The organism is Vibrio sp. D431a, assembly GCF_030248655.1.
Lineage (GTDB): Bacteria > Pseudomonadota > Gammaproteobacteria > Enterobacterales > Vibrionaceae > Vibrio > Vibrio alginolyticus.
Genome location: NZ_JAHGAP010000024.1, coordinates 198,640 through 223,849 on the forward strand (window position 1 = coordinate 198,640; position 25,210 = coordinate 223,849).

At 45.6% G+C, this 25,210-nt stretch carries 22 protein-coding genes; 12 read left to right on the top strand and 10 right to left on the bottom strand.

What is annotated here, in order from left to right; all coding sequences use genetic code 11:
* The first annotated feature begins 90 nt into the window (after window positions 1–90).
* From uhpA to KJB35_RS19970, 7 genes are all read left to right on the top strand, one after another.
* Window positions 91–699, top strand: a complete 609-nt coding sequence (gene uhpA / locus KJB35_RS19940) for a transcriptional regulator UhpA (RefSeq protein WP_213907654.1) — start codon at window positions 91–93, stop codon at window positions 697–699.
* On the top strand, window positions 699–2,201 hold the full coding sequence (gene uhpB, locus KJB35_RS19945; protein ID WP_213907653.1) for a signal transduction histidine-protein kinase/phosphatase UhpB: 1,503 nt from the start codon (window positions 699–701) through the stop codon (window positions 2,199–2,201). Before uhpA ends, uhpB begins: the two co-directional genes overlap by 1 nt.
* Window positions 2,202–2,207: 6 nt before the next feature.
* Window positions 2,208–3,548 carry an MFS transporter gene (locus KJB35_RS19950; RefSeq protein ID WP_005376086.1) on the top strand — a complete coding sequence of 447 codons (1,341 nt, stop codon included), beginning with the start codon at window positions 2,208–2,210 and terminating at the stop codon, window positions 3,546–3,548.
* A 124-nt stretch (window positions 3,549–3,672) separates the two neighbouring features.
* Complete coding sequence (gene manA, locus KJB35_RS19955) at window positions 3,673–4,890, top strand: mannose-6-phosphate isomerase, class I (protein WP_176311570.1); 1,218 nt, start codon at window positions 3,673–3,675, stop codon at window positions 4,888–4,890.
* Between the two features lie 352 nt (window positions 4,891–5,242).
* Window positions 5,243–6,505 carry a hydroxymethylglutaryl-CoA reductase gene (locus KJB35_RS19960; protein WP_047101062.1) on the top strand — a complete coding sequence of 421 codons (1,263 nt, stop codon included), beginning with the start codon at window positions 5,243–5,245 and terminating at the stop codon, window positions 6,503–6,505.
* Between the two features lie 407 nt (window positions 6,506–6,912).
* Window positions 6,913–8,481, top strand: a complete 1,569-nt coding sequence (locus KJB35_RS19965) for a DUF1800 family protein (protein ID WP_176311571.1) — start codon at window positions 6,913–6,915, stop codon at window positions 8,479–8,481.
* A 9-nt stretch (window positions 8,482–8,490) separates the two neighbouring features.
* A complete protein-coding gene (locus tag KJB35_RS19970; RefSeq protein ID WP_025767746.1) occupies window positions 8,491–9,816 on the top strand; it encodes a DUF1501 domain-containing protein in 1,326 nt (441 codons plus the stop codon).
* Between the two features lie 86 nt (window positions 9,817–9,902).
* Here the strand turns inward: KJB35_RS19970 and KJB35_RS19975 are convergent, their stop codons facing one another.
* Window positions 9,903–10,997, bottom strand: a complete 1,095-nt coding sequence (locus KJB35_RS19975) for a ketoacyl-ACP synthase III (RefSeq protein WP_053349917.1) — start codon at window positions 10,995–10,997, stop codon at window positions 9,903–9,905.
* A 162-nt stretch (window positions 10,998–11,159) separates the two neighbouring features.
* Between KJB35_RS19975 and trxC the strand changes: the two genes are divergently transcribed.
* Together trxC and KJB35_RS19985 are read left to right on the top strand one after the other, a co-directional pair.
* Window positions 11,160–11,594, top strand: a complete 435-nt coding sequence (gene trxC, locus KJB35_RS19980; RefSeq protein WP_005387991.1) for a thioredoxin TrxC — start codon at window positions 11,160–11,162, stop codon at window positions 11,592–11,594.
* Between the two features lie 176 nt (window positions 11,595–11,770).
* Complete coding sequence (locus tag KJB35_RS19985; RefSeq protein WP_017634647.1) at window positions 11,771–12,931, top strand: MFS transporter; 1,161 nt, start codon at window positions 11,771–11,773, stop codon at window positions 12,929–12,931.
* Window positions 12,932–12,980: 49 nt separating this feature from the next.
* Here KJB35_RS19985 and KJB35_RS19990 read toward each other — a convergent pair whose 3' ends face one another.
* On the bottom strand, window positions 12,981–13,370 hold the full coding sequence (locus KJB35_RS19990) for a nitrous oxide-stimulated promoter family protein (protein WP_025767744.1): 390 nt from the start codon (window positions 13,368–13,370) through the stop codon (window positions 12,981–12,983).
* 14 nt (window positions 13,371–13,384) lie between these two features.
* Entirely contained in the window at window positions 13,385–13,894 is a 510-nt protein-coding gene (locus KJB35_RS19995; RefSeq protein WP_005376068.1) for a GNAT family N-acetyltransferase, read from the bottom strand.
* 136 nt (window positions 13,895–14,030) lie between these two features.
* Between KJB35_RS19995 and KJB35_RS20000 the strand changes: the two genes are divergently transcribed.
* A complete protein-coding gene (locus KJB35_RS20000; RefSeq protein WP_005376066.1) occupies window positions 14,031–14,222 on the top strand; it encodes a DUF2986 domain-containing protein in 192 nt (63 codons plus the stop codon).
* A gap of 49 nt (window positions 14,223–14,271) precedes the next feature.
* On the opposite strand, the gene KJB35_RS20005 is transcribed toward KJB35_RS20000, so the two are convergent.
* Window positions 14,272–16,443 (bottom strand): TonB-dependent receptor, encoded by a 2,172-nt coding sequence (locus KJB35_RS20005; RefSeq protein WP_285356502.1) that lies wholly within the window; start codon window positions 16,441–16,443, stop codon window positions 14,272–14,274.
* A gap of 89 nt (window positions 16,444–16,532) precedes the next feature.
* Window positions 16,533–17,270 carry a siderophore ferric iron reductase gene (locus KJB35_RS20010; RefSeq protein WP_042520969.1) on the bottom strand — a complete coding sequence of 246 codons (738 nt, stop codon included), beginning with the start codon at window positions 17,268–17,270 and terminating at the stop codon, window positions 16,533–16,535.
* 419 nt (window positions 17,271–17,689) lie between these two features.
* On the opposite strand from KJB35_RS20010, the gene KJB35_RS20015 reads away from it, so the two are divergent.
* A complete protein-coding gene (locus KJB35_RS20015; RefSeq protein WP_285356498.1) occupies window positions 17,690–19,021 on the top strand; it encodes an anaerobic C4-dicarboxylate transporter in 1,332 nt (443 codons plus the stop codon).
* Between the two features lie 86 nt (window positions 19,022–19,107).
* On the opposite strand, the gene KJB35_RS20020 is transcribed toward KJB35_RS20015, so the two are convergent.
* The gene (locus KJB35_RS20020) at window positions 19,108–19,596 is read right to left on the bottom strand and encodes an NYN domain-containing protein (protein ID WP_005387978.1); all 489 of its coding nucleotides are present in this window, start codon (window positions 19,594–19,596) and stop codon (window positions 19,108–19,110) included.
* Window positions 19,597–19,715: 119 nt separating this feature from the next.
* Here KJB35_RS20020 and KJB35_RS20025 point away from each other — a divergent pair, with 119 nt between their 5' ends.
* Window positions 19,716–20,156, top strand: coding sequence for a DUF4174 domain-containing protein (locus KJB35_RS20025; RefSeq protein WP_017820187.1), 441 nt, complete (start codon window positions 19,716–19,718; stop codon window positions 20,154–20,156).
* 16 nt (window positions 20,157–20,172) lie between these two features.
* Here KJB35_RS20025 and cobA read toward each other — a convergent pair whose 3' ends face one another.
* The 4 genes from cobA to nirB form a co-directional block, all read right to left on the bottom strand.
* Window positions 20,173–20,931 carry a uroporphyrinogen-III C-methyltransferase gene (gene cobA, locus KJB35_RS20030; protein ID WP_213987611.1) on the bottom strand — a complete coding sequence of 253 codons (759 nt, stop codon included), beginning with the start codon at window positions 20,929–20,931 and terminating at the stop codon, window positions 20,173–20,175.
* Window positions 20,932–21,137: 206 nt separating this feature from the next.
* Window positions 21,138–21,986, bottom strand: a complete 849-nt coding sequence (locus KJB35_RS20035) for a formate/nitrite transporter family protein (protein WP_005427050.1) — start codon at window positions 21,984–21,986, stop codon at window positions 21,138–21,140.
* 177 nt (window positions 21,987–22,163) lie between these two features.
* Window positions 22,164–22,487 (bottom strand): nitrite reductase small subunit NirD, encoded by a 324-nt coding sequence (gene nirD, locus KJB35_RS20040; protein WP_005387969.1) that lies wholly within the window; start codon window positions 22,485–22,487, stop codon window positions 22,164–22,166.
* 13 nt (window positions 22,488–22,500) lie between these two features.
* On the bottom strand, window positions 22,501–25,065 hold the full coding sequence (gene nirB / locus KJB35_RS20045) for a nitrite reductase large subunit NirB (RefSeq protein WP_285356492.1): 2,565 nt from the start codon (window positions 25,063–25,065) through the stop codon (window positions 22,501–22,503).
* Window positions 25,066–25,210: the final 145 nt, after the last annotated feature.

Below are 25,210 nucleotides of genomic sequence, written 5' to 3' on the forward strand. Positions count from 1 at the left end.
CATGGCTCAATTCAGTATCATTAAAGGTTTTTCTATTGGCTCCTGTTGGAGCTTATTGTTGTTAGTCGTCTGCTCTATTTGGTTGTAATAATGATTCATGTTGCTCTAGTTGATGATCACGTCATCGTGCGTTCAGGTTTCGCACAATTATTAAATTTAGAAAGTGATGTTACCGTTGTTGGTGAGTTCGGCTCTGTCGCCGAAGCGCGAAAAGGGTTGCCTGCGGTACACCCACACGTCGTCATCCTAGATATTTCCATGCCAGATGAAAGCGGCTTAAACTTTCTCAGCGAAATACCAACTGGCATTGCCTGCGTGATGCTTAGCGTGCATGACTCCCCTGCGATGGTGGAAAAATCACTAAAGTTAGGTGCAAAAGGCTATCTTAGTAAACGCTGTAGCCCAGACGAACTTATTCAAGCCGTGAGAACCAGTGCTTCTGGCGGCTGTTACCTCACATCAGATATTGCACTTAAACTTGCAACGCCTAGCGACAACACCACCTCTCTATGCCAACTGACAAAACGTGAAAACGAGGTATGTCAGCTACTTGCCACTGGGTTGGATGTAAAGTCTGTCGCGGCAGAGCTTGGCTTGAGCCACAAGACTGTGCATGTTCATCGTGCGAATGCCATCGACAAACTCGGCGTGAAAAACAACGTTGAGCTCGCCAAACTATTTTCTCAAGAGTCCTTTTAATGCGAGCTTATGCTGTTACCACCATTTGCGGACTTTTTGTTATGGCTTGCGCCTGGTTCTGCTTATGGGTGATTGCCTATTACTTTGTCAATGATCCCGAGCTGGCGATCTTATTGTTTCCTTTCGCTTTACGATTAGGTGTCGCCCTTCACACTCGCACCGCTTATTGGCCGACGATTTACCTTTCGGAGTGGGGACTTTCCATCGCACTTGCGATCTTACTGGGTCAACCGCAGTGGCTTACCGTGCTGATTGCGAGCATTGCCAGTATCCCGGTCACTCTGATTGCGAAAAAATACTACTACGGAGACCAAAACCGCCATTTAGCCGTGATGAGCGCAGTCATTATCATTAGCGCGTTTATTAATGTGATCGCCGTTGGTTTTCACGTTCCTTCGGTTTACATGGTATGGCTGGCTAGCATTTCTGGAGGCTTGCTCGTGGTTCCTATGTGCTACTTGTTATGGAGTTATTTGTTCCAAAGTCGTTGGTCTCCGCTTAGCTCTCTCCTACTTAGCAATGCCGTTGTATTTCAGGTGCGTCATATCGTGCTTTATGCACTGCTTTTGATCGGCAGTATTTTGGTGCAAACCAGTTTGCCTGAAGAGCTAAAACGATTTGCGCCGTTTTGTATGGCGATTCCAATCATCGTGCTTGCTCTGCGTTACGGCTGGCAAGGTGCCCTACTCGCCACCATGCTCAACAGCATTGCGCTGATTGCGGCTCGCAGCGGCGTATCAAATCTAGAAATCACCGATTTGTTATTATCTCTCTCGGCGCAAACCATCACCGGCATTATGCTCGGCTTAGGGGTTCAGAAACAAAAAGACCTCAATCACAAACTGCGCGGCGAACTTGCACGCAATCAGAATTTGTCTCGCCAGCTTATCAAAGCGGAAGAATCGGTAAGACGCGATATTGCGCGCGAGCTACATGACGAAATTGGACAGAACATCACGGCGATCCGCACACAAGCCAACATCATTAAGCGGGTAAATAACGCCGAAACAAGCGTGGGTTGCGCCGACATGATCGAAGGGCTTTCCCTCAACGTGTACGACACCACTAAGCGACTGTTAAGCAAGCTAAGACCAAAAATGCTGGATGATTTGGACTTAAAAGAATCCGTCGAGCAACTGACGCGAGAGATGGAATTCGCCAATCACGGAACAACTGTTCAACTGAACTGGCAAGGCGATTACACCAGCCTGAGTGACACACTCAAAGTAACCCTATTCCGTTTATGCCAAGAGTCATTAAATAACGCTGCCAAGTACGCAGAAGCGCAGTTGATCAATATTGAACTGACAATTGGAGAAGCTGCGGTGTCACTGATGATTCACGATGATGGTGTCGGATTCAAAGTTCAGGACAGCATGAAAGGCATGGGCGTTCGCGGCATGCAAGAACGTGTGCACGCGTTAGGTGGAAAAATGGTTATCTACTCCACCAGCGATCAAGTGATCGGCACACAAATCAGCATTACTTTACCTAAGGTGTAACTCAAGATGTTTGGATTTTTACGTTCACCTAAATTTACTCAACCGAGCCTGAGCAACGAGCAAATCGACCAGCGTTACCACCATTGGCGTTTGCACATTATGTTGGGGATGTACATCGGCTACGCAGGTTTCTACTTTACCCGTAAGACCTTTAACTACGCCGCACCAGCGATGATTACCGATCTTGGCTTAGATAAAGGCGATTTGGGTCTTATCGGTACACTTTTCTACATTACTTACGGCTGTTCGAAGTTTATTTCTGGCACGATTTCGGATCGCTCTAACCCTCGTTATTTCATGGGATTAGGATTGATTGCGACAGGTCTGGTCAATATCGCGTTCGGTTTTTCTAGCTCACTCGCGGCTTTCATTACTCTGTGGATCTTAAACGCCTGGTTCCAAGGCTGGGGCTGGCCTTCATGCTCCAAGCTGTTAACCACTTGGTATTCACGCTCCGAGCGTGGCTTCTTATGGGCCATTTGGAACACCGCACACAACGTTGGTGGCGCGCTGATCCCTATTTTGGTGGGCTATTTAACGTTGCACTACAGCTGGCGTGAAGGCTTTATTCTACCCGGCATCATCGGCGTATTACTCGGTCTATTCGTTTGTTGGCGATTGCGCGACAAACCCACAACAATGGGTTTACCAAGTGTCGGCCAATGGCGCAACGACGCACTAGAACTTGCGCAGGAAAATTACGGACGTGGCCTCACCTACCGAGAAATTCTGAAATCGTACGTATTTAACAACAAATACATCTGGCTGCTCGCGTTCAGTTATGTGTTGGTTTACATCGTCCGAACCGCAATCAATGACTGGGGAAACCTGTACTTGACCGAGCAGCATCACTATAGCCTGATTAATGCCAACGCTGCTCTGTCTATGTTTGAAATCGGCGGTTTTGTTGGTTCATTGGTTGCGGGTTGGGGCTCAGACAAACTCTTTGGCGGTAACCGTGGGCCAATGAACTTGCTGTTCGCGATTGGGATTTTCTTATCTGTCTCCGCGCTTTGGCTAATGCCTCTGACCAACTTTGCATTCCAAGCAGCGGGATTGTTCTCCATCGGCTTCTTTGTCTTTGGACCACAAATGCTGATCGGTATGGCGGCGGCGGAGTGCTCTCACAAAGACTCTGCCGGCGCGGCAACAGGATTCGTGGGCTTGTTCGCCTACATGGGCGCAGCATTGTCTGGTTATCCACTGGCGTTAATTCTTGAAGAATATCATTGGACGGGTTTCTTCATCACCATTTCAGTTTGTGCAGCCGTCATTGGCCTTTTGTTGCTGCCATTTTTGCAAGCGCAACCATCACGAAAACCACTCGAACCAAAACCTCGGTTGTAAATCGACTTATCGCCCTTCGGGCAAATTGGCGAGTGACCTAACCGCGCTCGCCCACCTTATTTAACGTATCTCTGCTCAATTTTTCTTCCGATTCAGTTCGGAGGGTTAACTATGGGAAAAATTCATGAATTTGAACACTATTTCATCGCATAGCTTCTTTCAAATGAACAACAAAATCCAAAACTACGCTTGGGGAAGCACCTCTTCTATTCACGATTTGTTTGGCTTTTCTAACGAAACGAATGAGCCTCAAGCAGAAGTATGGATGGGTACTCACCCAAACGGCTGCTCTGAAGTTCAGATTGAGCAAAACACGCTGCCTTTGTCTGAACTGATCAAACAAAACCAACCCGCTTACTTATCAGCAGAAACCGCAGCGAAATTTGGCGACCTGCCCTTTCTGTTTAAGATCTTAGCGGCCGAACATGCACTGTCGATTCAAGTTCACCCAAGCAAACAAGATGCCGAAATAGGCTTCGAAAAAGAACAAAGTGCCGGGATCCCACTAAACGCAAGCCATCGTAACTACAAGGATCCAAACCACAAACCTGAGTTGGTGTACGCGCTGACAAGTTACCAAGCCATGAACGGTTTTCGCTCGTATGCCGAGATTATTGAGGCATTTAGCCTTTGCGATATCGATGAGCTACGCGCGCCTCTTGACACATTCAAACGCGAAATCAACTCACAAGGTTTACGCGATTTCTTTGTGCACATTCTTACCATGGAAGGAGAAACAAAAGAGCGAGCACTGAAACAGCTTCTTGCCCACGCTTCACGTCAATCGGAACAAGGCACTGACAGCGACGTTTACCAGCTCATCTTGGATCTATCCACTCAATACCCTGGCGATGTCGGCTTGTTTTCGCCATTACTGTTGAATGTCATCACGCTGCAACCTGGCGAAGCGATGTTCCTGAGCGCAAGAACGCCACACGCTTACATTAAAGGTACGGGATTAGAGATCATGGCGAACTCAGATAACGTTTTGCGTGCAGGACTCACGCCGAAACATATGGATGTTGAAGAACTGGTTAAATGCACAGATTTTGTGCCTAAGCCGTTTAACAGCCTTGTTCTTAAACCCAATGCCAATGGTTGCCAAAGCCTTTATCCGGTCCCAGTGGCAGACTTTAGTTTCAGCATTCTTAACCAACCGAACAATGAAGTGGTTGATGCCAATAGCGCAGAGATTTTGATGGCGATTGATGCCGACCTGACACTCATCAGTGATAACGGTGAGACGTTAACCGCCGCGAAGGGGCAATCTGTATTTGTTCCTGCTTACGTTGGCCATTACCGTATTCAAAGTGCGGGACGTGTGGCTCGCGCCTTCAACTAGTTTTTGAACAACCGATTCAAACTAACGTCTGACCCAAGGGACTGGGTTAGACAATTTATTCCTTTCATAGATTGAACCATTCCGCTTTTAAGGCGCTCATGCTTACACCTTGCCGAATCCAAACACCTACAGGCCAGTTTCTCTAAAAGCCATAACCTCCCGGATCTGCCATTTACTGCAACATTCATTGTCAAAACCCATTTATGTCCGGTAAATTCGTCGCTCCAATATCAAATCACTTGGATAATAAAGGCGCTTGCACAGTGGTATTTGTTGCAAAACGTATAATCAACGTTGTAATCAAAACCTCAATCACTACAATCTCTGGTTCGATTTTTCAGTTAACGTTTGTATGCCGAAGTTAAACCAAGATAACCCTGTTCAAAGCTCCGCCCTTTCCGATATCGAAACCAGCAGTAAGATTCAATCGGCATTAGAACCGAAGTTTCACAAGCCAGAGAAACGTCTCTGCTTAAGCCCTGGCCTGTCGGATAAGCATTTGGCGCGCCGTTGGCAAGTATTGGAACACGTGACCAATAAAGATCATCTCCTTGATCCTTTCACGCAGTCACATTGCGATGCTTACTCCAACAACATCGAGCACTTCATTGGTACTGTTAATGTGCCGGTCGGCATTGCAGGCCCTTTGCGCGTCAACGGCTTGTATGCGAACGATGACTTTTTGGTTCCGCTCGCAACGACAGAAGCCGCGTTAGTCGCTTCCTACAACCGTGGCGCAAATCTTATTACCGCCGCTGGTGGCGCGAGCGCATTGTTGCTGAGTGAAGGGGTGAGCCGAACGCCAGTGTTCGCCTTTAATAACCTTGCCGACGCTGGCCAGTTCGTCAGTTGGGTTGTGACCCAGTTTGACGCATTTCGTCAAATTGCGGAATCCACCACCTCACATGGCAAACTCAAAGACATCAATGTAAATATCGAAGGAAACCACGTTTATTTGGTCTTTGAATACGTGACTGGTGACGCTTCCGGACAAAACATGGTGACCATCGCAACAAACGAAGTGTTCCATCATATTTTGGCGACCAGCCCAATCAAACCAACTCAAGCATTCTTGGATGGCAACTTATCAGGCGACAAAAAACCAAACGCGCACACACTGCGCTCGGTACGCGGTAAGAAAGTATCCGCCGAAGTGACCATTCCTGCTGAGTTGGTGGAAAAATATCTGCATACGACGCCGGAGTCTATGGTTCAATTTGGCAAAATGACTACAGTGGGCGGTTTACTTAGCGGGACAATTGGCGTCAACGCGCATTACGCAAACGCGCTTGCCGCGCTGTACATTGCTTGTGGTCAAGATGCCGCTTGCGTTGCAGAGTCTGCCATTGGAATCACTCGTATGGATGTGGACGCTCAAGGCAACTTGTACGCGTGCGTGACCTTGCCAAACATCATGGTGGGGACGGTTGGTGGTGGTACTGGCCTTCCAACACAAAAAGCATGTTTGGATATTTTGGGTTTGCACGGCAACGGCAATGCGAAAGCGTTAGCCGAAGTCGCAGCTGCGCTTTGTCTGGCTGGCGAACTCTCGATCGTGGGCGCATTTTGTGCCGATCACTTTTCTCGTGCTCACCATAAGCTTGCCCGAAAATAACCTTTGTTGCTTTGTACAAGAGAACATCCGTGTGGTTTTCTCTTGTGCAAACCAATGGACTTTATTTATTGGCTCAATAATTTCTTGAAACTAACTTAAGCCTTAACAAACATACCAATCTCTTGTTAACAGTACTTTAGCTGTCCCCCTTCTATATCCATTGCGATATCTCTGCTTGTTACTCTTCATTGGCCATATTTAATATCAGCATCTTAGAAAAAATAGCATCAAAAACTTCTAGCACTATAGTACCAAATTCATCGTTTGAGTTTTTTGTTCACCACTTATAGCTACTATACTCGCCTATGCAGCTGCTTGATTTTCATAAATTTACTAAACAGCTCAAAAGAGCTTAATAACTCCCGTTAAATGGACTTAAATCGTTACTTCGGGTAAGCGAGTTAACTATGAGACGTCAGAAGCTAAATAAAATCTCTGCTTGGGTACTAGGATTGGCTATCTTATTGCTGAGCCATGTGCCTAATGTATCAGCACAAATACAGCAATCCCCATCCGATCAAACCGTTGCGCGTTTTCTCTATCAAACCTCTTTTGGACCAACTCCTGCGTTAATTAATGAGGTTAGGGAAAACGGGTTAGAGGACTGGATACAGAAACAAATCAACCTGCCAGCAACCTACCATCAACCACTTTATCAAACGCCTTTTTCTAAAGGCCTACAGTCAAACCGAGAAAATGCTTGGTATCAGATTGTTGTTACTGCTGAAGATCAGCTCAGACAGCGAACGGCTTATGCATTGAGTCAGATCGTAGTCGTTTCTCGTTATGGCGGCGTTCTTTCCAGCAAACCTACAGGGTTAGTGAATTACTACGATCTGTTGGTTGAGCATGCGTTTGGCAACTACCGAGACCTGTTGTATGACGTTTCCATCCATCCAGTCATGGGGAGCTATTTGTCTATGCTCGGTAGTGCAAAAGAAAATAGTGCGACAGGAACGCTTCCCGATGAGAACTTTGCTCGAGAGTTAATGCAGTTATTCACTATCGGTTTGTATGAACTCAATTTAGATGGCAGTAAAAAGCTAAACCACGCAACAGGCAAACCTATCCCCACGTACAATCAAACTGATATTCAAGAGCTCGCGCGAGCATTAACTGGATGGAAAAATTCCGACATCGCATTCGTGAAACCGATGCGAGTTATCAGTCAAAGACACGACACCGGCGAGAAGCGATTTCTAGGGAACGTGATCCCATCGGGTCTAACCGCACAAGAAGAGCTTTCAAAAGTGATTGATATGTTGATGTCTCACCCAAATGTTGCTCCATTTGTTTCAAAGTTACTTATCCAACGTTTGGTCAGTTCAAATCCAAGCCCAGAGTACGTCGCGCGTGTTGCTACGATATTTAACAACAATGGGGAAGGAGAAAAAGGCGATCTAACCGCCATTGTTCGAGCCATATTGCTCGACCCTGAAGCATTAGGGATGACGGATACCCCGCCTATAAAAGTGAAAGAACCGATACTGGTCCTGACTAATTTTCATCGAGCATCAGGTTTTACGATTAAAGGATCACGTTACGAAGACGCAACAACGATGATGAACATCGCTAATCAAGGGCCGCTTCGTTCTCCTTCCGTGTTTAATTTTTACTCTCCAGACTATCAGCCGTCTAACGAGTTTACGGAGTCTGGTATTAACTCTCCAGAGTATGAACTTCTCAATTGGTCTGTTTATACCGATTTGGTCAACTATATGTTAACCAGCACTCGTAGAGGAGGTGGTGATTCCTACCACTTCGATCTTAACGAGTTTTATCTTCTTCTGGACGATCACCGTGCCTTAGTCGAATTGGTTAACGAGCGTTTCTTTGCTGGAACGGCTTCTGCTGAATTGAAAGAGCTCATGCTCACCGCCCTGAATGATTATCGTGGGGACTATGTGCCAACAACAAAACTCGCTCTAGTGATATTTACCGCCATTTCTGGCGACGAATTCTATATTCAGGATTAGGAGTGAATTATGGATATTTCACGACGACATTTTATACAAAGCACGCTATCGATGGGCGCACTAGCCTCTCTTAGTCTGCCAGGTTACTCTCTCGCAGCGCCATCCAATGACTTTCGAGCATTAATATGTGTGTATTTAGCAGGCGGAAACGATGCATTCAACACCATACTGCCATTATCGGAGGCGCACTATCGTCAATATTCCAAAGTCAGAGGGCCACTCTCTGTCGCCAAAGAAGACATACTCCCTATCAATTTAAGTGCTGTCGATAGCTCAAATCACCCAGTGAAGCTCGGCTTACACCCAAAGTTAAATGCGTTAACTTCCGTTTTCGAACAAGGCGATGCCAGCATCGTGCTCAATAGTGGCATTCTCAACCATCCCGTCACCAAACAAGCTATTGAGCAAGGTGAAGCATCACTTCCCGAGCAACTGTTTTCTCATAATTCTCAAACAGACGCTTGGTTACTTGGTGGAATGAGCGAGTCTAAAAATCTTGGTTGGGCTGGCAGAATGTTGGATGTATTAAACTCTGAATCAGAAATAACACCGCTATACAGTGTGCATGGCAACTCGCTTTGGTTACGGGCAATGGAACACCGCCAAACCGTCCTGAAAAAAGATCGCGCAGTTCAGCTTACCGCGATTGATAACCCGCTATACAAGGGGATCTATGATCGCCTTCTCTCTCATCAAACTGACAATCCATTTAATGGTCATTTTAATTTGATGGTTGATGAGTCGATGGTAATGAGTAGTGTACTGAGCGAGCAACTCAACCACATTGCTGACGAGCCGCTGTTTACGTCATCGACGCTCGGCAAGCAGATGCAAACCGTGTACAAATTGATAGCAAGCCAAGATGTCCTGAAGCAGCAACGACAAGTCTTTTTCGTTAAACACTCTGGGTATGACCTGCACGATTCGCAACTGACACGTCATCCAGTGTTACTTGAGGATCTCGCGACAAACCTTTTAGCAATGTATCGTGCTGTCGAACGGTTAGGGCTAAACAAGCAAGTCACCTCTTTCACTATGTCTGACTTCGGTCGACGGATGATGAGCAACGGAAATGGTACCGATCATGGCTGGGGTGGCCATCAACTATTAATTGGAGGCGCGGTAAATGGGAAACAACCTATCGGTACATGGCCGGAACTAATACTGGGCGGAAACGATGATTACTCTCAAGGCCGACTCATACCCAAAATTGCCGCTGATCAAGTTGGTTCAACACTAGCGCAGTGGATGGGCGTGAGTGATAACGCTGCACTGGAATACGTCTTCCCGAACATCCGTAATTTTACTCATTCAAACCTGGGTTTTATGGCTTAAGATATTTTTCAGGTTAGCTGTAGAACGCATCATCAAATAAGGGAGCCTCGCGCTCCCTTACTCATCTTATGTTTGCAGAGTGTCCGTTACACCTCGTCGCGACGGCGTTCGTTACACAGCTTAATGGCACGCTCAAGTAATTCTAACGCGGATTGCTCACATTCAGGCAGAACCGCATCACTTTCAGAAACTGGCGTTACGCGGTCACCCCATTTCAATACTGCCGCACCCCATGTCAAACCTGCACCAAATGCAGCAAGAAGCATATTATCACCTGGGTTAACTCGACCTTGCTCTACCGCTTCACACAATGCAATTGGCACCGTCGCAGCTGAAGTATTGCCATAGTTTTGAATGTTAACAAACGCTTTGTCGTGTGGAATTCCAGACAGGTCACACAAGGTTTGAATAATACGAATATTCGCTTGATGCGGAATCACAACATCGATTTGTTCCGTCGTTAACTGTGATGCTTTCAGTACGGTTTTCGCAGCTAGCCCCATGCCTTTTACTGCACGTTTGAAAATTTCTTGTCCTACAAAGTTGAAATCCCAGTAACCGTTGTCTTCCGCAAAGCGATCCATACAAGTACCAAACTTTGGTACGGACAGAATATCGCGGCCTTTTGCGTCACAACCGATTTGAGACTGTAGTAAACCCGTTTCTTTTTCCGTTCTTGATAACACAACGGCGCCCGCACCATCACCAAATAGAACAGCGGTATCTCGCATTGCCCAATCGATGTAGAAAGACAATCTTTCCGCACCAATAATGATCGCGTTACGATAGTTACCTGATTGAATCAAACGTGTGCCCGTTTCTAAGCCATAGACAAATCCCGTACATGCGGCATTTAAGTCAAAGGCAGCGGCTGCACGAATACCTAGGTTCTGCTGTACCTTAGACGCGATATTTGGAATCAATGAATCTGGTGAACAAGTCGCCACAATGATTAAATCCACGTCTGTTGCATCGACGCCTGCTCGAGCTAATGCATGTTTAGCAGCAACGGTCGCCATGTCTGACGTGTTTACATGACTAATACGGCGGTTTTCGATACCAGTGCGGGTACGAATCCACTCATCGGAAGTATCGAGGAAAGTGCTAAGATCATCGTTAGAGAGCACGGCTGGCGGAACACATTTCCCCCAACCTGTAATTTCAGCGTAGTAATTTGTCATCGCAGACCTATTTATTGTTGTATTTTAATAAAATTTCTTAGAACCTTAGGCTCAAATACAAACCTGCGCTGCGTTATTTCGGCAGGTTAAAAAATAAGTATACAAATAATGAGGCTGACTGGTAAGTCATGTTTTCATCAATACGTAATAAAGGAAGAAGTCATGTCATCGTTTAAAACTCGCTGCCCTTCGTGCGGCGGTCTAAATCGTGTCCCTAATGAGCGCGTTGCCGAATCTGCAACTTGCGGTAAATGTAAAAGTGCACTTTTAGACGGCTCGCCTATCGAAGGTACACAAGATAACTTTTCTGCTCTATTACAAAGTGATATGCCTGTTGTAGTAGATTTTTGGGCCCCATGGTGCAACCCGTGCGTTGGTTTTGCTCCTGTTTTCTCTGATGTTGCTCATGAGCAAGCCGGAACGGCTCGTTTTGTTAAGATTGATACCGAAGCTCAACAACAACTTGCGACGCAATTTGGTATTCGCAGTATTCCTACCATTATGGTTTTCAAGAATGGTCAACGCGTTGATATGATCAATGGTGCGTTACCTAAAACTCAATTCGATCAATGGTTAAATCAAGCACTTACTAAATAATCTTCCACGCCAACCTTGTTTGTAGGTTGGCGTTTTTATGCAACTTATCAACCTATCTAGTTAACAAATATTATTTATCGAAACGACTTAAATTTATCATTTTACTTGCCTAACTATTAGCCTCATATTCGCGCCGAATAACCCTTAGATTTCATTTAACTTATAGGCGCAAAACAGTGGAAAACACAGTCGTTCCTGCAGCATCACCACGAGTTACAGTTCCAGTCGTCGCACTGTCTCTTTATGCGGTGGCTTCGGGCTATTTAATGAGCTTGATCCCTCTCATGCTCGGTGAATACAACATCTCAGCAGATTACGCGAGTTGGTTGGCGAGTGTGTTTTATGGCGGCTTATTAACCGGTGCTATTTTTATTGAACGTATCGTACGTCAAGTTGGTCACCGTAACGCGTTTATTGGTTGCTTGGCCGTATTTTCGCTAACTATCGTCACACTACCCGTGTTTGCTAACGGATTGATGTGGCTTGCCGCTCGCTTTATTGCGGGTATCGCGGTTGCTGGTGTTTTTGTCATTGTTGAATCTTGGCTAATGTCTGGAGACGAAGCATCGCGTGCGAGACGTTTGAGCTTGTACATGCTATCGCTTTATGGTGGTTCAGCATTAGGCCAGTTTGGTATTGGCGTGCTTGGCGTAAGTGGCGGCGTTCCGTTTATTGCGATCACGACGTTGATCTTAATGGCGATGCTGGTGCTAATGTTCATTGAGTGTGAGCAGCCAAACAGCCATGAATCAACCGCTTTATCATTTAAGCAAATTGCCAAACTAAACCATGCAGCAATTATTGGTTGTGTTGTTTCAGGTTTGACCTTAGGCGCGATCTACGGATTAATGCCAGTTGAGTTAACTAACCGTAAAATTAGCCATCAAGACATTGGTACATTGATGGCGCTAGTGATTCTAGGTGGCATGCTAGTCCAACCAATGGTGACCGCGTTAAACAAATACATGAGCCGCACAGTGCTAATGGCGTTTTTCTGTATTTTGGGTATTTTTTCGATCGGTATGACGTTTATTTCCTCGTCAGCCGTGGTATTGGCTGCTGCATTATTCTTTTTAGGTGCAGCTACTTTTGCCTTGTACCCGATTGCAATCAACTTAGGTTGCGAAGGACTTGATGAACGCTTTATTGTCTCTGCGACACAAGTCATGCTGTTTAGCTACAGCATCGGCTCTGTTGCTGGTCCTGTTGTCGCTGATAAATTTATGGGCCAAGAACACGGCTTGCTAGGCTACTTGTTTGCCGCTTTGGTTGCGACTGGCGTATACATGCTACTTGCTGCGAGCAAAACCAAGCAGCGTATGGCCGCTGGCCTCTAACCACGCCGCTTCTACTCAACGAAAACGAGGGCATGTCGCCCTCGTTTTTTTATTCTTCGCATTTTTGTTTAGATAAACGCTTGTGACGGTTTGACGCGTTCGCTGCAGGCTTTTCCGGTACCATTCGCTTTTCATGAAGCAAATGACGAACCGCCAAGATGGGATGTTTCAGTAACATTCTGGGGCCAGAGTAACGCATGACCAAACGCATTTGTTCTTTCGGCTCTGGTTTGTAGCAGTGAATCGGACATTTATTACACGTCGGTTTATTCTCTCCATAAGGACAGCGGTCGAGGCGCACTTCTGCGTATTCAAGCAGCTCATGACATTCTGAGCATAAGTCACGTTTTGTTCCATGATGGTCATGACAGTAAACCTCTACCATGGCTTTTACTGTCTTAAATTCAGTGGCGAGTTTGCCAAGTAAAATATCGCTCATGCGCTATCCAAAAATCACAACATCATTGTGTAAAGTTCTAACGTGCGGCCATTATCATATTGCTGCTCAACTCGTTCAAACTCAAAGCCCAGTTTTTTGAGCAAACTTATACTACGAATATTGTCATTGTTGGTGATGGCAACCAAATTATCGAGTTTCATTTCCTCTCTAGCGTATTCCAGCACTGCGGTTGCAGACTCCGTTCCGTAGCCGAAGCCATAAGCGGAAGGTAAAAATCCATATCCGAGATCATAGTGTTGTAATGTGTCACGTTTAACCAACCCACAAATCCCGATGGGTTGTCCATCTTCTTTCTTCTCTACAACGAGTAAACTCACGCCTTTAATTTGTTGCATGCGTAGCATGTTTTCTTTTATGTAACGCGCCGCTTCATATTCGGTACGAATTTGTTTGTCTCCGACAAAACGGTAGAAGTCTGGGTGGTTATAAAGTTTTAGTATAAATGGTGCATCATCTACACTCACAAGACGCAGTATCAAACGTTCGGTGTACAGTGTTTTCATTTGGGCTCCATTAAAACGCGATAGATGATTGGACATAGGAACGTACTTGAATTTTGCGACCGATACCGGCGCTTATTTAGTTGTAACTTGATAAAAAAGTAACTATCCTGCCTCGCTAAATTAAAGGACCACCACCATGAACCGCAAGAAGAAAATCAATCAGATCTTGAAAGCGAAGCAGAAGAAGCATAACGCTAAGCTACATAAGAGCAATAAGCCGCGTTATATCTCCAAAGCTGAACGCGCGAAAATGGAAGCTGAAGAACAAAACCAAGCTTCAGAACACACGGAAAACGTTGTAGACACAGCGCAGACAGATCAAGCCTAAAAGAAAAGCCGCTTCAAGCGGCTTTTTTGATATTCGGAGATAGTTAGCTTTAGTATTCGACACTGTAGTTCAGTGTGAATGTGCGACCTCTTCCTTTGTAGTCGTACGCTGCAGCATCGTAGTGTGCTGCATAAAGAATCTGCGCACGTTGTCCCCAAGCGGTTGTGTAGTCTTCGTCAAATAGGTTTTGAATACCAAAACCTAACTGCCCGATAGGTAGTGTTACGTTACCAAGAAGATCAAACGTAGTGTATCCATCTAGTTTATTGTTTGCGTCATCTTCGTAATCAAACATCGTCTGGCTTTGTAAACGTACTGAATAGCTATCCTGATAGTAAGCCGCCCACGCGTTCGCTTTTGATGTACTTGCTTTACCCGCGCTTAGATCTTCCCACTTACCGTTGGTTTTAAGCTCAGAAACCACATAGTGACCTGATGCACCTAACAAAATATCACGGTTTACCCAGTAGTTAATGTTTGCTTCGGCACCGTATACACGTTGCTCGTCATCAACATTGGTGATTAGGAGCGTCTTCTTGTCATACTTGATTGAGTTATCCGAAACCGAATAGTAACCCGCCGCTTGCAGTGCGACAGTATCCGTATCTAATCGGTAACCAATTTCATAGCTGTCCGTTTTGATGCCCGACATTTTTGAGTCAGATACATTAATGCTATTGTTCAACGCGTAGTGACCATTTGCATCCGCGGCATCGTAGCTACCTTGGCCGTAGTACTTTGCAGGATCAGCGAGTTCGAAACCTTGAGAGAAGTTCGCCCAAAGCTGAGATTCATCGTTAAGCTGATAAATGGTGCCCAAATTAAATAAGCTCACAGAGTAGTCAGTGCTGCCACCTGGTACCGCATCCGCTGATACACCATTACCCGATGCGATCTTCTTTTGTATACTATAGGCAACAAAATCATCAATCTTATTGTCCATGTATTGGTAGCGGTAGCCTGCTTGTACTGACCAATCTTGATTGATTTGGTAATCCCCTTGGACAAACATTGCGTAAGACGCCACATCAACATCTGGGTAACGCCCCACTTCGGCATAGGTTCGATTAATTAAGTTCCCAGAGCTGTTCGCAATGGTTGAATCGAACAGAGCCTGGTTACTTTCAAAACGGTCTAAGTACGCATCGACACCATAAACAAGTTTGAATGACTCCCAGCTTTTAGCTAATGCTAAGCGCCCAGCAAAAACTTCTGTTTTTTGTTGAGAGGCACTTTGGTAATAAGGAGTAAAGGTTTGGTCTTCACTACGGTAAGATAACTCGCCTATCAGTTGATGACCGAATACGCTGTCGTGAGCGTAGTTCGCACTTAAGAGAACTCGCTCTGTACCATGTTCACGGTCGGAATCGAACCCCTCTCGTACATCAACAAATTTATTGTTAACAATGTACAAACCGTATGGCGAGTCTTGCTGGCTGTCATAGTATTGTGCGACAAGGTTTAACTTGCTGGCATCGGAGATTTGAATCTCGGTCGATCCCATAACATCGAGCGTTGAATTATACTGCAAAGAGCCCTGTGAAATGTCTGGGGTGACAATGTCGCCATTTGCGTCAAATGCACCTTGTGTCTCGGTGTACACAACCGAACCTCTAGCGGTAATTCGCTCATTACCACCCGAGATAGACTGAGCGAGTTTGTAATCAAAGTCATCGCTGCTATTAAAGCCTGTAGTGCCACTCACGTAGGATTCAAACGACAAGTCATCCGAGTACGCTTTCTTGGTGATAATGTTAATAACACCACCAGTAGCGCCTGCACCATAAATGGAGGTTGCACCAGATAGTACTTCAATTCGCTCGATGTTGAATGGGTCTATTGCGTCTAACTGACGACTAATCGGGCGAGAAGACTGTAACGAGACACCATCAATCATTACCAACATTGCTCTACCGCGAAGGTTCTGACCATAGTTAGTTCGACCACCGGTGCCGACGTCTAAAGAAGGGATGGTTGCAGAAAGAATATCACCCAGTGTCTTGCCCGCACGATATTGCTGAGCAATCTCTTCTTGGCCAACAAACCAAACCGTTCCTGGAATATCGGGGATCGATTTCGGCATCACACTGCCTACAACAACCAATTGCTCATCGCTTGGAGTCGATGTTTGTTGAAGATCTTCTGCTGCTATTGAGCTAACTGCGTATCCACTGCTCATCGCAAGTACGATGAGATTGAAAGAAAACGTCCTTTTCATCATTGTATTTATCTTTTTGTTGTCAACAAGAGCATGCAATGATACTTATTCTCACTCTCAAATCGAGCACTGTTACACAAGTTAAATAAATGTTAATTAAGAACCTTCTTGCTCATAAGCTGTCGATTTTCCTCTAAACGAGGACAATCTGCACAAAGCTTTCTGCCTTCACACTTATAGACTAAACAACAACTTTTTCTTACTAACTTTAGCGGCTGATCAGATTCCGTCTCATGAAGTGAGCGGCTATTATCAACATCCAAACCCATTGCGCTTAGCCACAAGACCGCATGCTCCTGAAGTGTCGAGTTAGTCATTTGCGGAAAGCGCTGTTGGAGACGAATTAAACAAGCCATGATTCCGTCCGACATCAATTGATGAGTGAAGCCAGGACGAATGCGTGTCCATTGACTCATCTCTTGTTGATAGAAGTCGAACAGTTCTCGGATTTGACGCCCCGCCTCTTTTATCAACGCTTCTGGCTCGCCATGTATATGCGCTTCGTCGGCGAATCGGTACCCAGAAACAAAACAAGGTTTGAGGTGCTGCGCTATCTCGCGAATGTTTGGCAACGTGTGGTAACCGTAAATAGAGATGAATGCGACATAAACTGGCTGCCAACAAAGTAAATCCCACGTTCTTGTCAACCAATATGCTTTTCCCGCTTCCGGATGAGCCTCCGAGATTTGCTGGTAAAGGCCTTGGATGATCGGGTTGATATCATTCTCGATATGGATAGCTTCTTGCCCTATCTCGCCGATATCACCGTGTAGGTAAGGTGTAATCTCACTCGAAGTTTGAAACAGTTGCGGGAAAAATTGCTCAGACATGATGGCTTATTGTTGGTGTAGTCATTCTGACACCTTTATACCCAAGCACCAATCGCAATGCAAACTATTATCCTTTGCGTTTTCATAACAAAGAAACACTCTTAGGGTTAGTCATGACTGTATTTCCGAGCTCTGTGAAGCTGTAAGGTCTGGTTAAGTATGCGATGAATAGCAACAAACTCTTAAACCTCTTCGCATTTAGCGCTGACATGACCGCAAAAATACACAGCATAAAAACACCCTAATAAAACTGTGTTAACAGTTTCCCTGTGTAGCGTGAGTTATTGCCAATAATTGAATATTGCTGTTTCTTATCCAGCGGATTGTGAACAACATGAAGTATTTTCTTTCTGAATATCGAGACAATACAAAGAGGTAATTTGGCTATGTAGCCCTCTGTTTTGAATAAGGAAATCCACATGTTGTATCTTGAGTTTCTATTTTTGCTCGTGATGCTGTATATCGGCTCACGTTATGGTGGTATAGGCCTTGGGGTCGTATCCGGAATTGGCTTGGTGATTGAAGTATTCATCTTTAAGATGCCGCCAACCTCTCCTCCTGTCACCGTCATGTTGATCATTTTAGCGGTGGTAACATGTGCTTCCATTCTTGAAGCCGCTGGCGGTTTGAAATACATGCTGCAAGTTGCCGAGCGTGTGCTTCGTAAGAACCCAAAACGCGTCACCCTTATTGCTCCGTTCGTGACTTACTTTATGACCTTCCTACTTGGTACAGGTCACGCGGTTTACTCTATCATGCCAATCATTGGCGACGTTGCACTTAAAAACGGCATTCGTCCTGAGCGTCCCATGGCTGCCGCTTCTGTCGCCTCTCAAATCGCAATCACGGCATCACCAATTTCAGCGGCCGTAGTTTACTACTTGGCGCAACTCTCTGATATTCAACACGAGATCACTCTGCTCTCAATTCTGCTCGTTACTGTACCTGCAACCTTATTCGGTACGTTGTTGATGTCACTTTACAGCCTAAAGCGTGGTAAAGAACTAGACGACGATGAAGAATACCAAGAGCGTTTGAAAGATCCTGTGTGGAGAGAAAAAATCCTCAACACAACTGCAACGTCTCTTGATGAAGTACTACCAACAAGTGCTCATAACTCTGTATTGCTGTTCATTGCTTCTATCTTGGTTATCGTCGTTATCGCAATGTGGCCAGACATTCGTACCATCGTAGATGGCTCGAAGCCAATCAGCATGGCAGTTGTGATTCAAATGATGATGCTCTGCTTCGGCGGTATCATTTTGCTTGCGACCAAAACTGACCCGCGTGACGTACCAAATGGGGTGGTATTTAAATCTGGTATGGTGGCGGCGATTGCTATCTTCGGTATTGCATGGATGTCAGATACCTACTTCCAGTACGCTATGCCTCAATTTAAATCCGGCATCGTAGAGATGGTAACCAACTACCCTTGGACATTCGCGCTTGCGTTATTCATTGTGTCGGTTGTGGTGAACTCTCAAGCTGCAACGGCTCGCATGATGTTGCCTGTTGGTCTCGGCTTAGGTTTGGAACCTGCGCTGCTTATCGGCTTGATGCCAGCGGTATACGGCTACTTCTTTATTCCCAACTACCCTTCAGATATCGCGACTGTGAACTTCGATACCTCGGGCACAACTAAGATTGGTAAGTGGTACTTCAACCACTCATTCATGTCTGTGGGCTTAATCGGCGTGATTGGTGCGTGTTGCTTGGGTTACTTGCTAGGGCAAATGATCATTCCTTTGTAACTAGCCAAATCAACGATAAATTAGAGGCGAGTCATTGTACGTTTCGTACAGCCTGAGTGACTCGCCTTTCTTTATTGCACTATTAACTACAGCAAGAAATCGTCATCAATCGCGACAAAATTGTCGGCACAATCAATCAGAGTTTGAGATGTAAGTTTAGGTACACCATAAACGGTCACCGTTTTATTGAAGCGCTGCTGAATTCTCTCTACTAGCAGACTAAAGTCTCCATCTCCCGAAACTAGAATCACTTCCTCAACTTCGGGAGCAATTTCAATTGCATCGAGAGTAATACCCACATCCCAATCACCTTTCGAGCTGCCATCACGACGCTGGATGTAGGGTTTAAGCATCACCTCAAACCCAACACCGCGTAAAATGTGATGAAACTGACGTTGTTTTGGATCGTTACTCGCGATGGCATAAGCACGAGCACTTACCACCTCTTTCCCTTGTGTGGCAACATACCAAAACTGGTTGTAATCAAAATTGCTTCGATACGCTTCGCGACAGGTGTAATACACATTCTGTACATCAACCAAAATGGCGATTTTTTGTTTGCTTTCCGAACTCATCTATTTCTACGCTCAATTTATTTGCTGCCTACCCTATGCCAGTTTTGGAAAAAGCACAATGAGCCAATTCCACTAAACTTAACGTATAAAAAGTTATTTGGGTTTCTAGGGGAACTGTCATGGGCGGAAAGTTACTAGTGATACTGCTTTCTTGTATCTTGTCATCGACAGCATTTGGTTATCCAGCGCACTCCAAATACTGGCCACATAGAAGTGTGCTCTACTTTGCGCCGGAAAATGATGAATACGTCAAACAATTCTTGCTAGAAACACTTATGAATGAGTGTGAGTTGGAAGACAGAGATGTCGTCACACTGGTCATTACAGAACAAGGTTATACTTTTCCTGCTTGGCTTAAAGAAGAGTTCGACCTAAAAATGCTAGCTCGTCTTTATGCGGTCGAAAAAGGTTCTCATACCGCTATTTTGCTTGGTAAAGATGGTCTAGAAAAGCACCGCTGGGGCGCAGAAACAGACTGGCCGTTTATCAACAACCTCATTGATCAAATGCCTATGCGTAAGCAAGAAATGCAGAGGCAACAAAGCCCCTGTAAAATATAGTCACTTCTGAGCAGTATTACTTTGCGAACCAATCCAATTTGTTGTGAAGTTGAGTCACGCTGCCAACCACAATCAATGCTGGGCTCACGGCTTGCTCTGCCATGATCGATAGCTCGTTCAACTTTCCTTGGAACACGCGCTGCTCTGGGCGCGTACCGTTTTCAATAATGGCGCATGATATCTCAGGATCTAACCCGTGAGTGACCAGCTTATCCATAATATGGCCGCTTTGCTTCAAACCCATATAGAACACAAGTGTGTTGTTGGATTGCGCTAGTGAATGCCATTCAATCTCACGACCATCTTTTTGTACGTGACCAGTGATAAATTGAACGCTTTGCGCATGGTCGCGGTGTGTCAATGGAATACCAGCGTAAGCCGTTGCACCCGCTGCTGCGGTGATGCCCGGAACCACTTCGTACTTGATACCAAATTCCGCTAGTTCTTCTAGCTCTTCACCACCACGGCCAAAGATAAATGAATCACCGCCCTTCAGACGCACAACACGCTTACCTTCTTGCGCTTTCTGCACCAAGATTTGGTTGATTTGATCTTGAGGCACGCAGTGAAAGTCCAATTTTTTTCCTACGTAAATCATCTCTGCTGATGCGTGAGCCAATTCAAGAATGTCTTTCGACACCAAACGGTCGTATACAACAACTTCAGCCGCTTGAATGGCTTTTAAGCCTTTTACTGTGAGCAAATCAGGATCACCAGGACCTGCACCAACAAGAGAAACAAAGCCGCTGTTTAAAGATGAGTGAGCAGTAGTCATATCAACGCCTATCGAAAAATTTAGATATAAAGAGTAACACTCGCGTTATGCACTTAGGGCTAAAACCACTCTAAGGAGTTATTACTTTTTATAGCTAAATCAATAAAATATGTCGCGAAAGTGAAAGTTAAAAATTGAAATCTAGTTAGAGAATAGTCCCGCCCATCCAGAAGCGGGACCATATTAAGCGAATTACCCGTTAATGGTTATTTAGCCATTGCAGGTTGTGCTTTTACTTCTTCTTCAGCATTGATAGAAGGCGCAGTTTTCGCGTGAGTTAGGTACAGTGGAATACAAGTCATCACTAGACCACCAACAATGTTACCTAGGATGGTTGGGATAAGGTTGAAGTTCAACCAAGTAGCGATACCAAAATCCGCACCTAGAATCATACCTAGTGGGAATAGGAACATGTTTACTACTGTGTGCTCGAATACTAGAGCGAAGAAGATGAAGATTGGGAACCACATCATTGCTACGCGACCAGATACTGAACGTGCTGTCATGTTACCGATAACGCCTAGACATACCATTAGGTTACAGAAGATGCCGCGCACGAAACACGTGATCCATCCGTCCATACCCATGTTTTCAAAACCAAGGCTACGCGCGGTAGAAACAGCCACAAATTTCTTCGCTACTGCGTTCAGTTCTAGAGAGAAGTTACCTGTCAGAGAGATAGCCACTAGGTAAGCAACGATTAGAGAACCGATAAGGTTACCCAAGCCTACAAGACCCCAACAACGGAAGATACGACCCCAAGTGATACCAGGACGGTTTGCAAACTTAGCCAGAGGCGCTAGACCAAAAACACCGGTTACTAGGTCGTAACCCATCACACTTAGAATCACGAAACCAACTGGGAAGACAAGCGCACCTACGATGCCAATACCGGTTTGAACCATAGTGGTAATAGCAACGACAACGGCTAGCGATAGGATGATACCCGCCATAGTACCGCGAAGTAGCAAATCGCGAGTGCTAGTGTTGGTTTTCGCTTCACCCACGTTGATCATGGTTTGAACGAATTCTGCAGGCTTATAATCAGTAGACATGAATGTGTCCTTATTCAAAAGTGAAAGTTAAAAATTAAAGATTGAATAGAGAAAGGCTTGCCGCTGAGTAACACCTAGCTTCCCTGTCCCCGCAGATGAACCACGGAAAGCCTTTACCTATTAAATCTAGATTTCGGTTCATTCCCTCCCCCTTAGAGGAGGGAATGGAAACCAAGCTTATGCAGAAATTTCTACTTCGCCGTTGGTTACGCGCGTTTTGTACGCTTTCACGCTAAAACGCTCGTCTTCCATGCACGCACCTGTTGTCAGGTTAAAGCGTTGCTTCTTAAGTGGGCTTGCCACCCAAAGCTCGCCTTGGTGCTCACAAATCAAACCGCGAGAAAGCACGTTTGATTGGAAGAACGGGTCAGTGTTGCTGATCGCTAGCACTTCTTCTGCTTGCGTTGGGCGGAATACCGCAACTTGCTGACCATCAACCAGTGCACAAACACCCGTGCCCGGTACGATGTCGCTGATTTGGCAAATCTTTTCAAATGACATAATCAACCTTCCCTTATGCTTCAGTGATCGCTACGTGTAGGATGTCGCCTTTCGCTTCAGGGTGTTTTTCCGTGAAGGTTGCTGGGCGGTGCTGCTCACGCTCTTGTACAAACACAACGTTGTCATCGCGCTTATCAGAGTTGATGAAGTGCGCGAAACGAGTCAGTTGTGATTCGTCGTTGATGGTCGCAGTCCATTCACACTCGTACTCGTCTACAAGCTTCGCTACGTCGGCTTCTAGTTGAGCGTTGATGCCAAGTTTGTCGTTAACAATCACTTCGCGTAGGTAGTCAACGCCACCTTCCATGTTTTCCATCCAAACTGATGTGCGTTGTAGTGGCGCAGCAGTACGGATGTAGAACATCATGAAGCGGTCGATGTACTTGATTAGCGTTTCTTTATCTAGGTCACTTGCAAGTAGGTCTGCGTGACGAGGTTTCATACCGCCGTTACCACATACGTACATGTTCCAACCTGCGTCAGTCGCGATAATGCCAAGGTCTTTACCTTGTGCTTCCGCACACTCACGAGTACAGCCAGAAACACCGAACTTCATCTTATGAGGTGTACGAATGCCTTTGTAACGGTTCTCGATGTAAGAACCCAGACCAACAGAGTCTTGAACACCGTAACGACACCAAGTAGAGCCCACACATGTCTTCGCCATACGAAGTGCTTTTGCGTACGCTTGACCTGTTTCGAAGCCTGCATCGATAAGCTTGCGCCAGATCTCTGGAAGATCGTCTTTTTGAGCACCGAACAGACCAATACGTTGAGCACCGGTTACTTTGGTGTATAGGTTGTATTCTGCAGCAACGTTCGCTAGCGCACCCAATGCTTGAGGTGTTACTTCACCACCCGCCATACGTGGGATAACAGAGTAAGTACCGTCTTTTTGGATGTTACCTAGGAAGTTGTCGTTCGTGTCGTGCAGCTTAACCAGTTGTGGCTTAAGAATGTGCTCACCCCAGCAAGAAGCCAAGATAGAACCAGCCAGTGGTTTACAAACTTCACAACCGTAACCTTTACCGTATTTCTCTAGCAGCTCATCAAACGTTTTGATCTCTTCGATACGGATTAGGTGGAACAACTCTTGGCGTGAGTATGCAAAGTGCTCACACACGTCGTTCTTCACTTCGATACCAGATTTAGCAAGCTCAGCATTTAGAACAGACGTCACTAGAGGAATACAACCACCACAACCAGTACCTGCGCCAGTCACTGCTTTGATGTCACCCAATGTGAGGTGACCATCAGCAACCGCCTGTGCGATCTTGCCTTTTGTCACGTCGAAACATGAACAGATCACTGCGCTTTCTGGTAGAGCGTCTGCACCTAGTGCTGGTTTCTCAGCGCCTGCGTGTGCAGGAAGGATCAACGCATCTGGGTGTTCTGGTAGGTCGATTTCGTTCAACATAAGTTGAAGCAGGTCGCCGTAGTCAGACGTATCGCCAACCATAACCGCGCCAAGCAGTTTCTTGTTGTCTTTAGAAACGATAAGACGTTTGTAAACTTCTTGTTCTTCGTTCTGGTAAACGTAACTCTTACAGCCTTCAGTACGACCGTTCGCGTCACCGATTGAACCTACTTTTACACCCAGAAGTTTCAGCTTCGCAGACATATCAGCGCCTTCGAATTTGCTTTCTGTGTTACCTAGTAGGTGATCAACGGCAACTGTCGCCATCTTGTAGCCAGGAGCAACAAGGCCGTAGAACATTTCGTTCCAAGACGCACATTCACCGATAGCGTAGATGTTCTCATCAGAAGTCTGACAGTGGTCGTTAATAGCAACACCGCCACGAGGTGCCACTTCTAGCTCCATTTGGCGTGCTAGTTTGTCTTGTGGACGAATACCTGCAGAGAATACGATGAAGTCTGTTTCTAGCTCTGAACCGTCAGCAAAACGCATAACGTTGCGTGCGTTTGTGCCTTCTGCCGCAATCTCAAGCGTGTTTTTGCTGGTGTGAACGTTCACGCCCATACGCTCGATCTTTTGACGAAGTTGGTTACCACCAGCAAGGTCAAGTTGCTCTGCCATTAGTTTAGGCGCGAACTCAACAACGTGCGTTTCTACACCCAGTGCTTTCAGTGCGCCTGCTGCCTCAAGACCTAGCAGACCACCACCGACAACAACGCCTGATTTGCTCTTCTTCGCACACGCTTCGATCGCTTTAAGATCTTCGATAGTACGGTAAACAAAACAGTCTTTGCTTTCGTGACCTTTGATAGGTGGAACAAATGGGAATGAGCCTGTAGCAAGAATCAGCTTGTCGTATTGAACTTCACGGCCAGTGCTTGAGTAAACAATGCGGTTTTCACGGTTGATGTTAATCGCGCGTTCGCCGATCAGCATGTTAATACCGTGTTTCTCGTAGAAGCCTTCTTTTACTAAAGAAAGTTCATCTGCAGTATGGTGAGAAAAGTAAGAGGAAAGGTGCACACGGTCGTATGCGACACGAGGTTCTTCACAGAAAACCGTAATGTCTATATTAGACATATCAGCTTTCTCGACTAAGTCTTCAATATAACGGTGCCCTACCATACCGTTACCGATGACTACTAGCTTCAACTTGCTCATTATAATTCCTAAGGGTTAGGTTCTTATCACTGAGCTCATTGTTAATTGTGAAAGAAAATTAATACATGATGTAAATCAATTACAATTTCAAACTACCCTAAAGGGGTAGATGAACGTATTTATCTGACCATTGCGAAATAATAAA

Excerpts from the sequence above, each read along its gene's own strand:
- nirB (WP_285356492.1), bottom strand. The coding sequence starts at position 25,065 with ATGAGCAAGTTGAAGCTAGTAGTCATCGGTAACGGTATGGTAGGGCAC.
- manA (WP_176311570.1), top strand. The coding sequence starts at position 3,673 with ATGAATTTGAACACTATTTCATCGCATAGCTTCTTTCAAATGAACAAC.
- KJB35_RS20020 (WP_005387978.1), bottom strand. The coding sequence starts at position 19,596 with ATGAGTTCGGAAAGCAAACAAAAAATCGCCATTTTGGTTGATGTACAG.
- uhpB (WP_213907653.1), top strand. The coding sequence starts at position 699 with ATGCGAGCTTATGCTGTTACCACCATTTGCGGACTTTTTGTTATGGCT.
- KJB35_RS19960 (WP_047101062.1), top strand. The coding sequence starts at position 5,243 with ATGCCGAAGTTAAACCAAGATAACCCTGTTCAAAGCTCCGCCCTTTCC.
- KJB35_RS20000 (WP_005376066.1), top strand. The coding sequence starts at position 14,031 with ATGAACCGCAAGAAGAAAATCAATCAGATCTTGAAAGCGAAGCAGAAG.
- trxC (WP_005387991.1), top strand. The coding sequence starts at position 11,160 with ATGTCATCGTTTAAAACTCGCTGCCCTTCGTGCGGCGGTCTAAATCGT.
- uhpA (WP_213907654.1), top strand. The coding sequence starts at position 91 with ATGATTCATGTTGCTCTAGTTGATGATCACGTCATCGTGCGTTCAGGT.
- cobA (WP_213987611.1), bottom strand. The coding sequence starts at position 20,931 with ATGACTACTGCTCACTCATCTTTAAACAGCGGCTTTGTTTCTCTTGTT.
- KJB35_RS19965 (WP_176311571.1), top strand. The coding sequence starts at position 6,913 with ATGAGACGTCAGAAGCTAAATAAAATCTCTGCTTGGGTACTAGGATTG.
- KJB35_RS20025 (WP_017820187.1), top strand. The coding sequence starts at position 19,716 with ATGGGCGGAAAGTTACTAGTGATACTGCTTTCTTGTATCTTGTCATCG.
- KJB35_RS19995 (WP_005376068.1), bottom strand. The coding sequence starts at position 13,894 with ATGAAAACACTGTACACCGAACGTTTGATACTGCGTCTTGTGAGTGTA.
- KJB35_RS20005 (WP_285356502.1), bottom strand. The coding sequence starts at position 16,443 with ATGATGAAAAGGACGTTTTCTTTCAATCTCATCGTACTTGCGATGAGC.
- KJB35_RS19950 (WP_005376086.1), top strand. The coding sequence starts at position 2,208 with ATGTTTGGATTTTTACGTTCACCTAAATTTACTCAACCGAGCCTGAGC.
- KJB35_RS19975 (WP_053349917.1), bottom strand. The coding sequence starts at position 10,997 with ATGACAAATTACTACGCTGAAATTACAGGTTGGGGGAAATGTGTTCCG.
- nirD (WP_005387969.1), bottom strand. The coding sequence starts at position 22,487 with ATGTCATTTGAAAAGATTTGCCAAATCAGCGACATCGTACCGGGCACG.
- KJB35_RS20035 (WP_005427050.1), bottom strand. The coding sequence starts at position 21,986 with ATGTCTACTGATTATAAGCCTGCAGAATTCGTTCAAACCATGATCAAC.
- KJB35_RS20010 (WP_042520969.1), bottom strand. The coding sequence starts at position 17,270 with ATGTCTGAGCAATTTTTCCCGCAACTGTTTCAAACTTCGAGTGAGATT.
- KJB35_RS19970 (WP_025767746.1), top strand. The coding sequence starts at position 8,491 with ATGGATATTTCACGACGACATTTTATACAAAGCACGCTATCGATGGGC.
- KJB35_RS20015 (WP_285356498.1), top strand. The coding sequence starts at position 17,690 with ATGTTGTATCTTGAGTTTCTATTTTTGCTCGTGATGCTGTATATCGGC.
- KJB35_RS19990 (WP_025767744.1), bottom strand. The coding sequence starts at position 13,370 with ATGAGCGATATTTTACTTGGCAAACTCGCCACTGAATTTAAGACAGTA.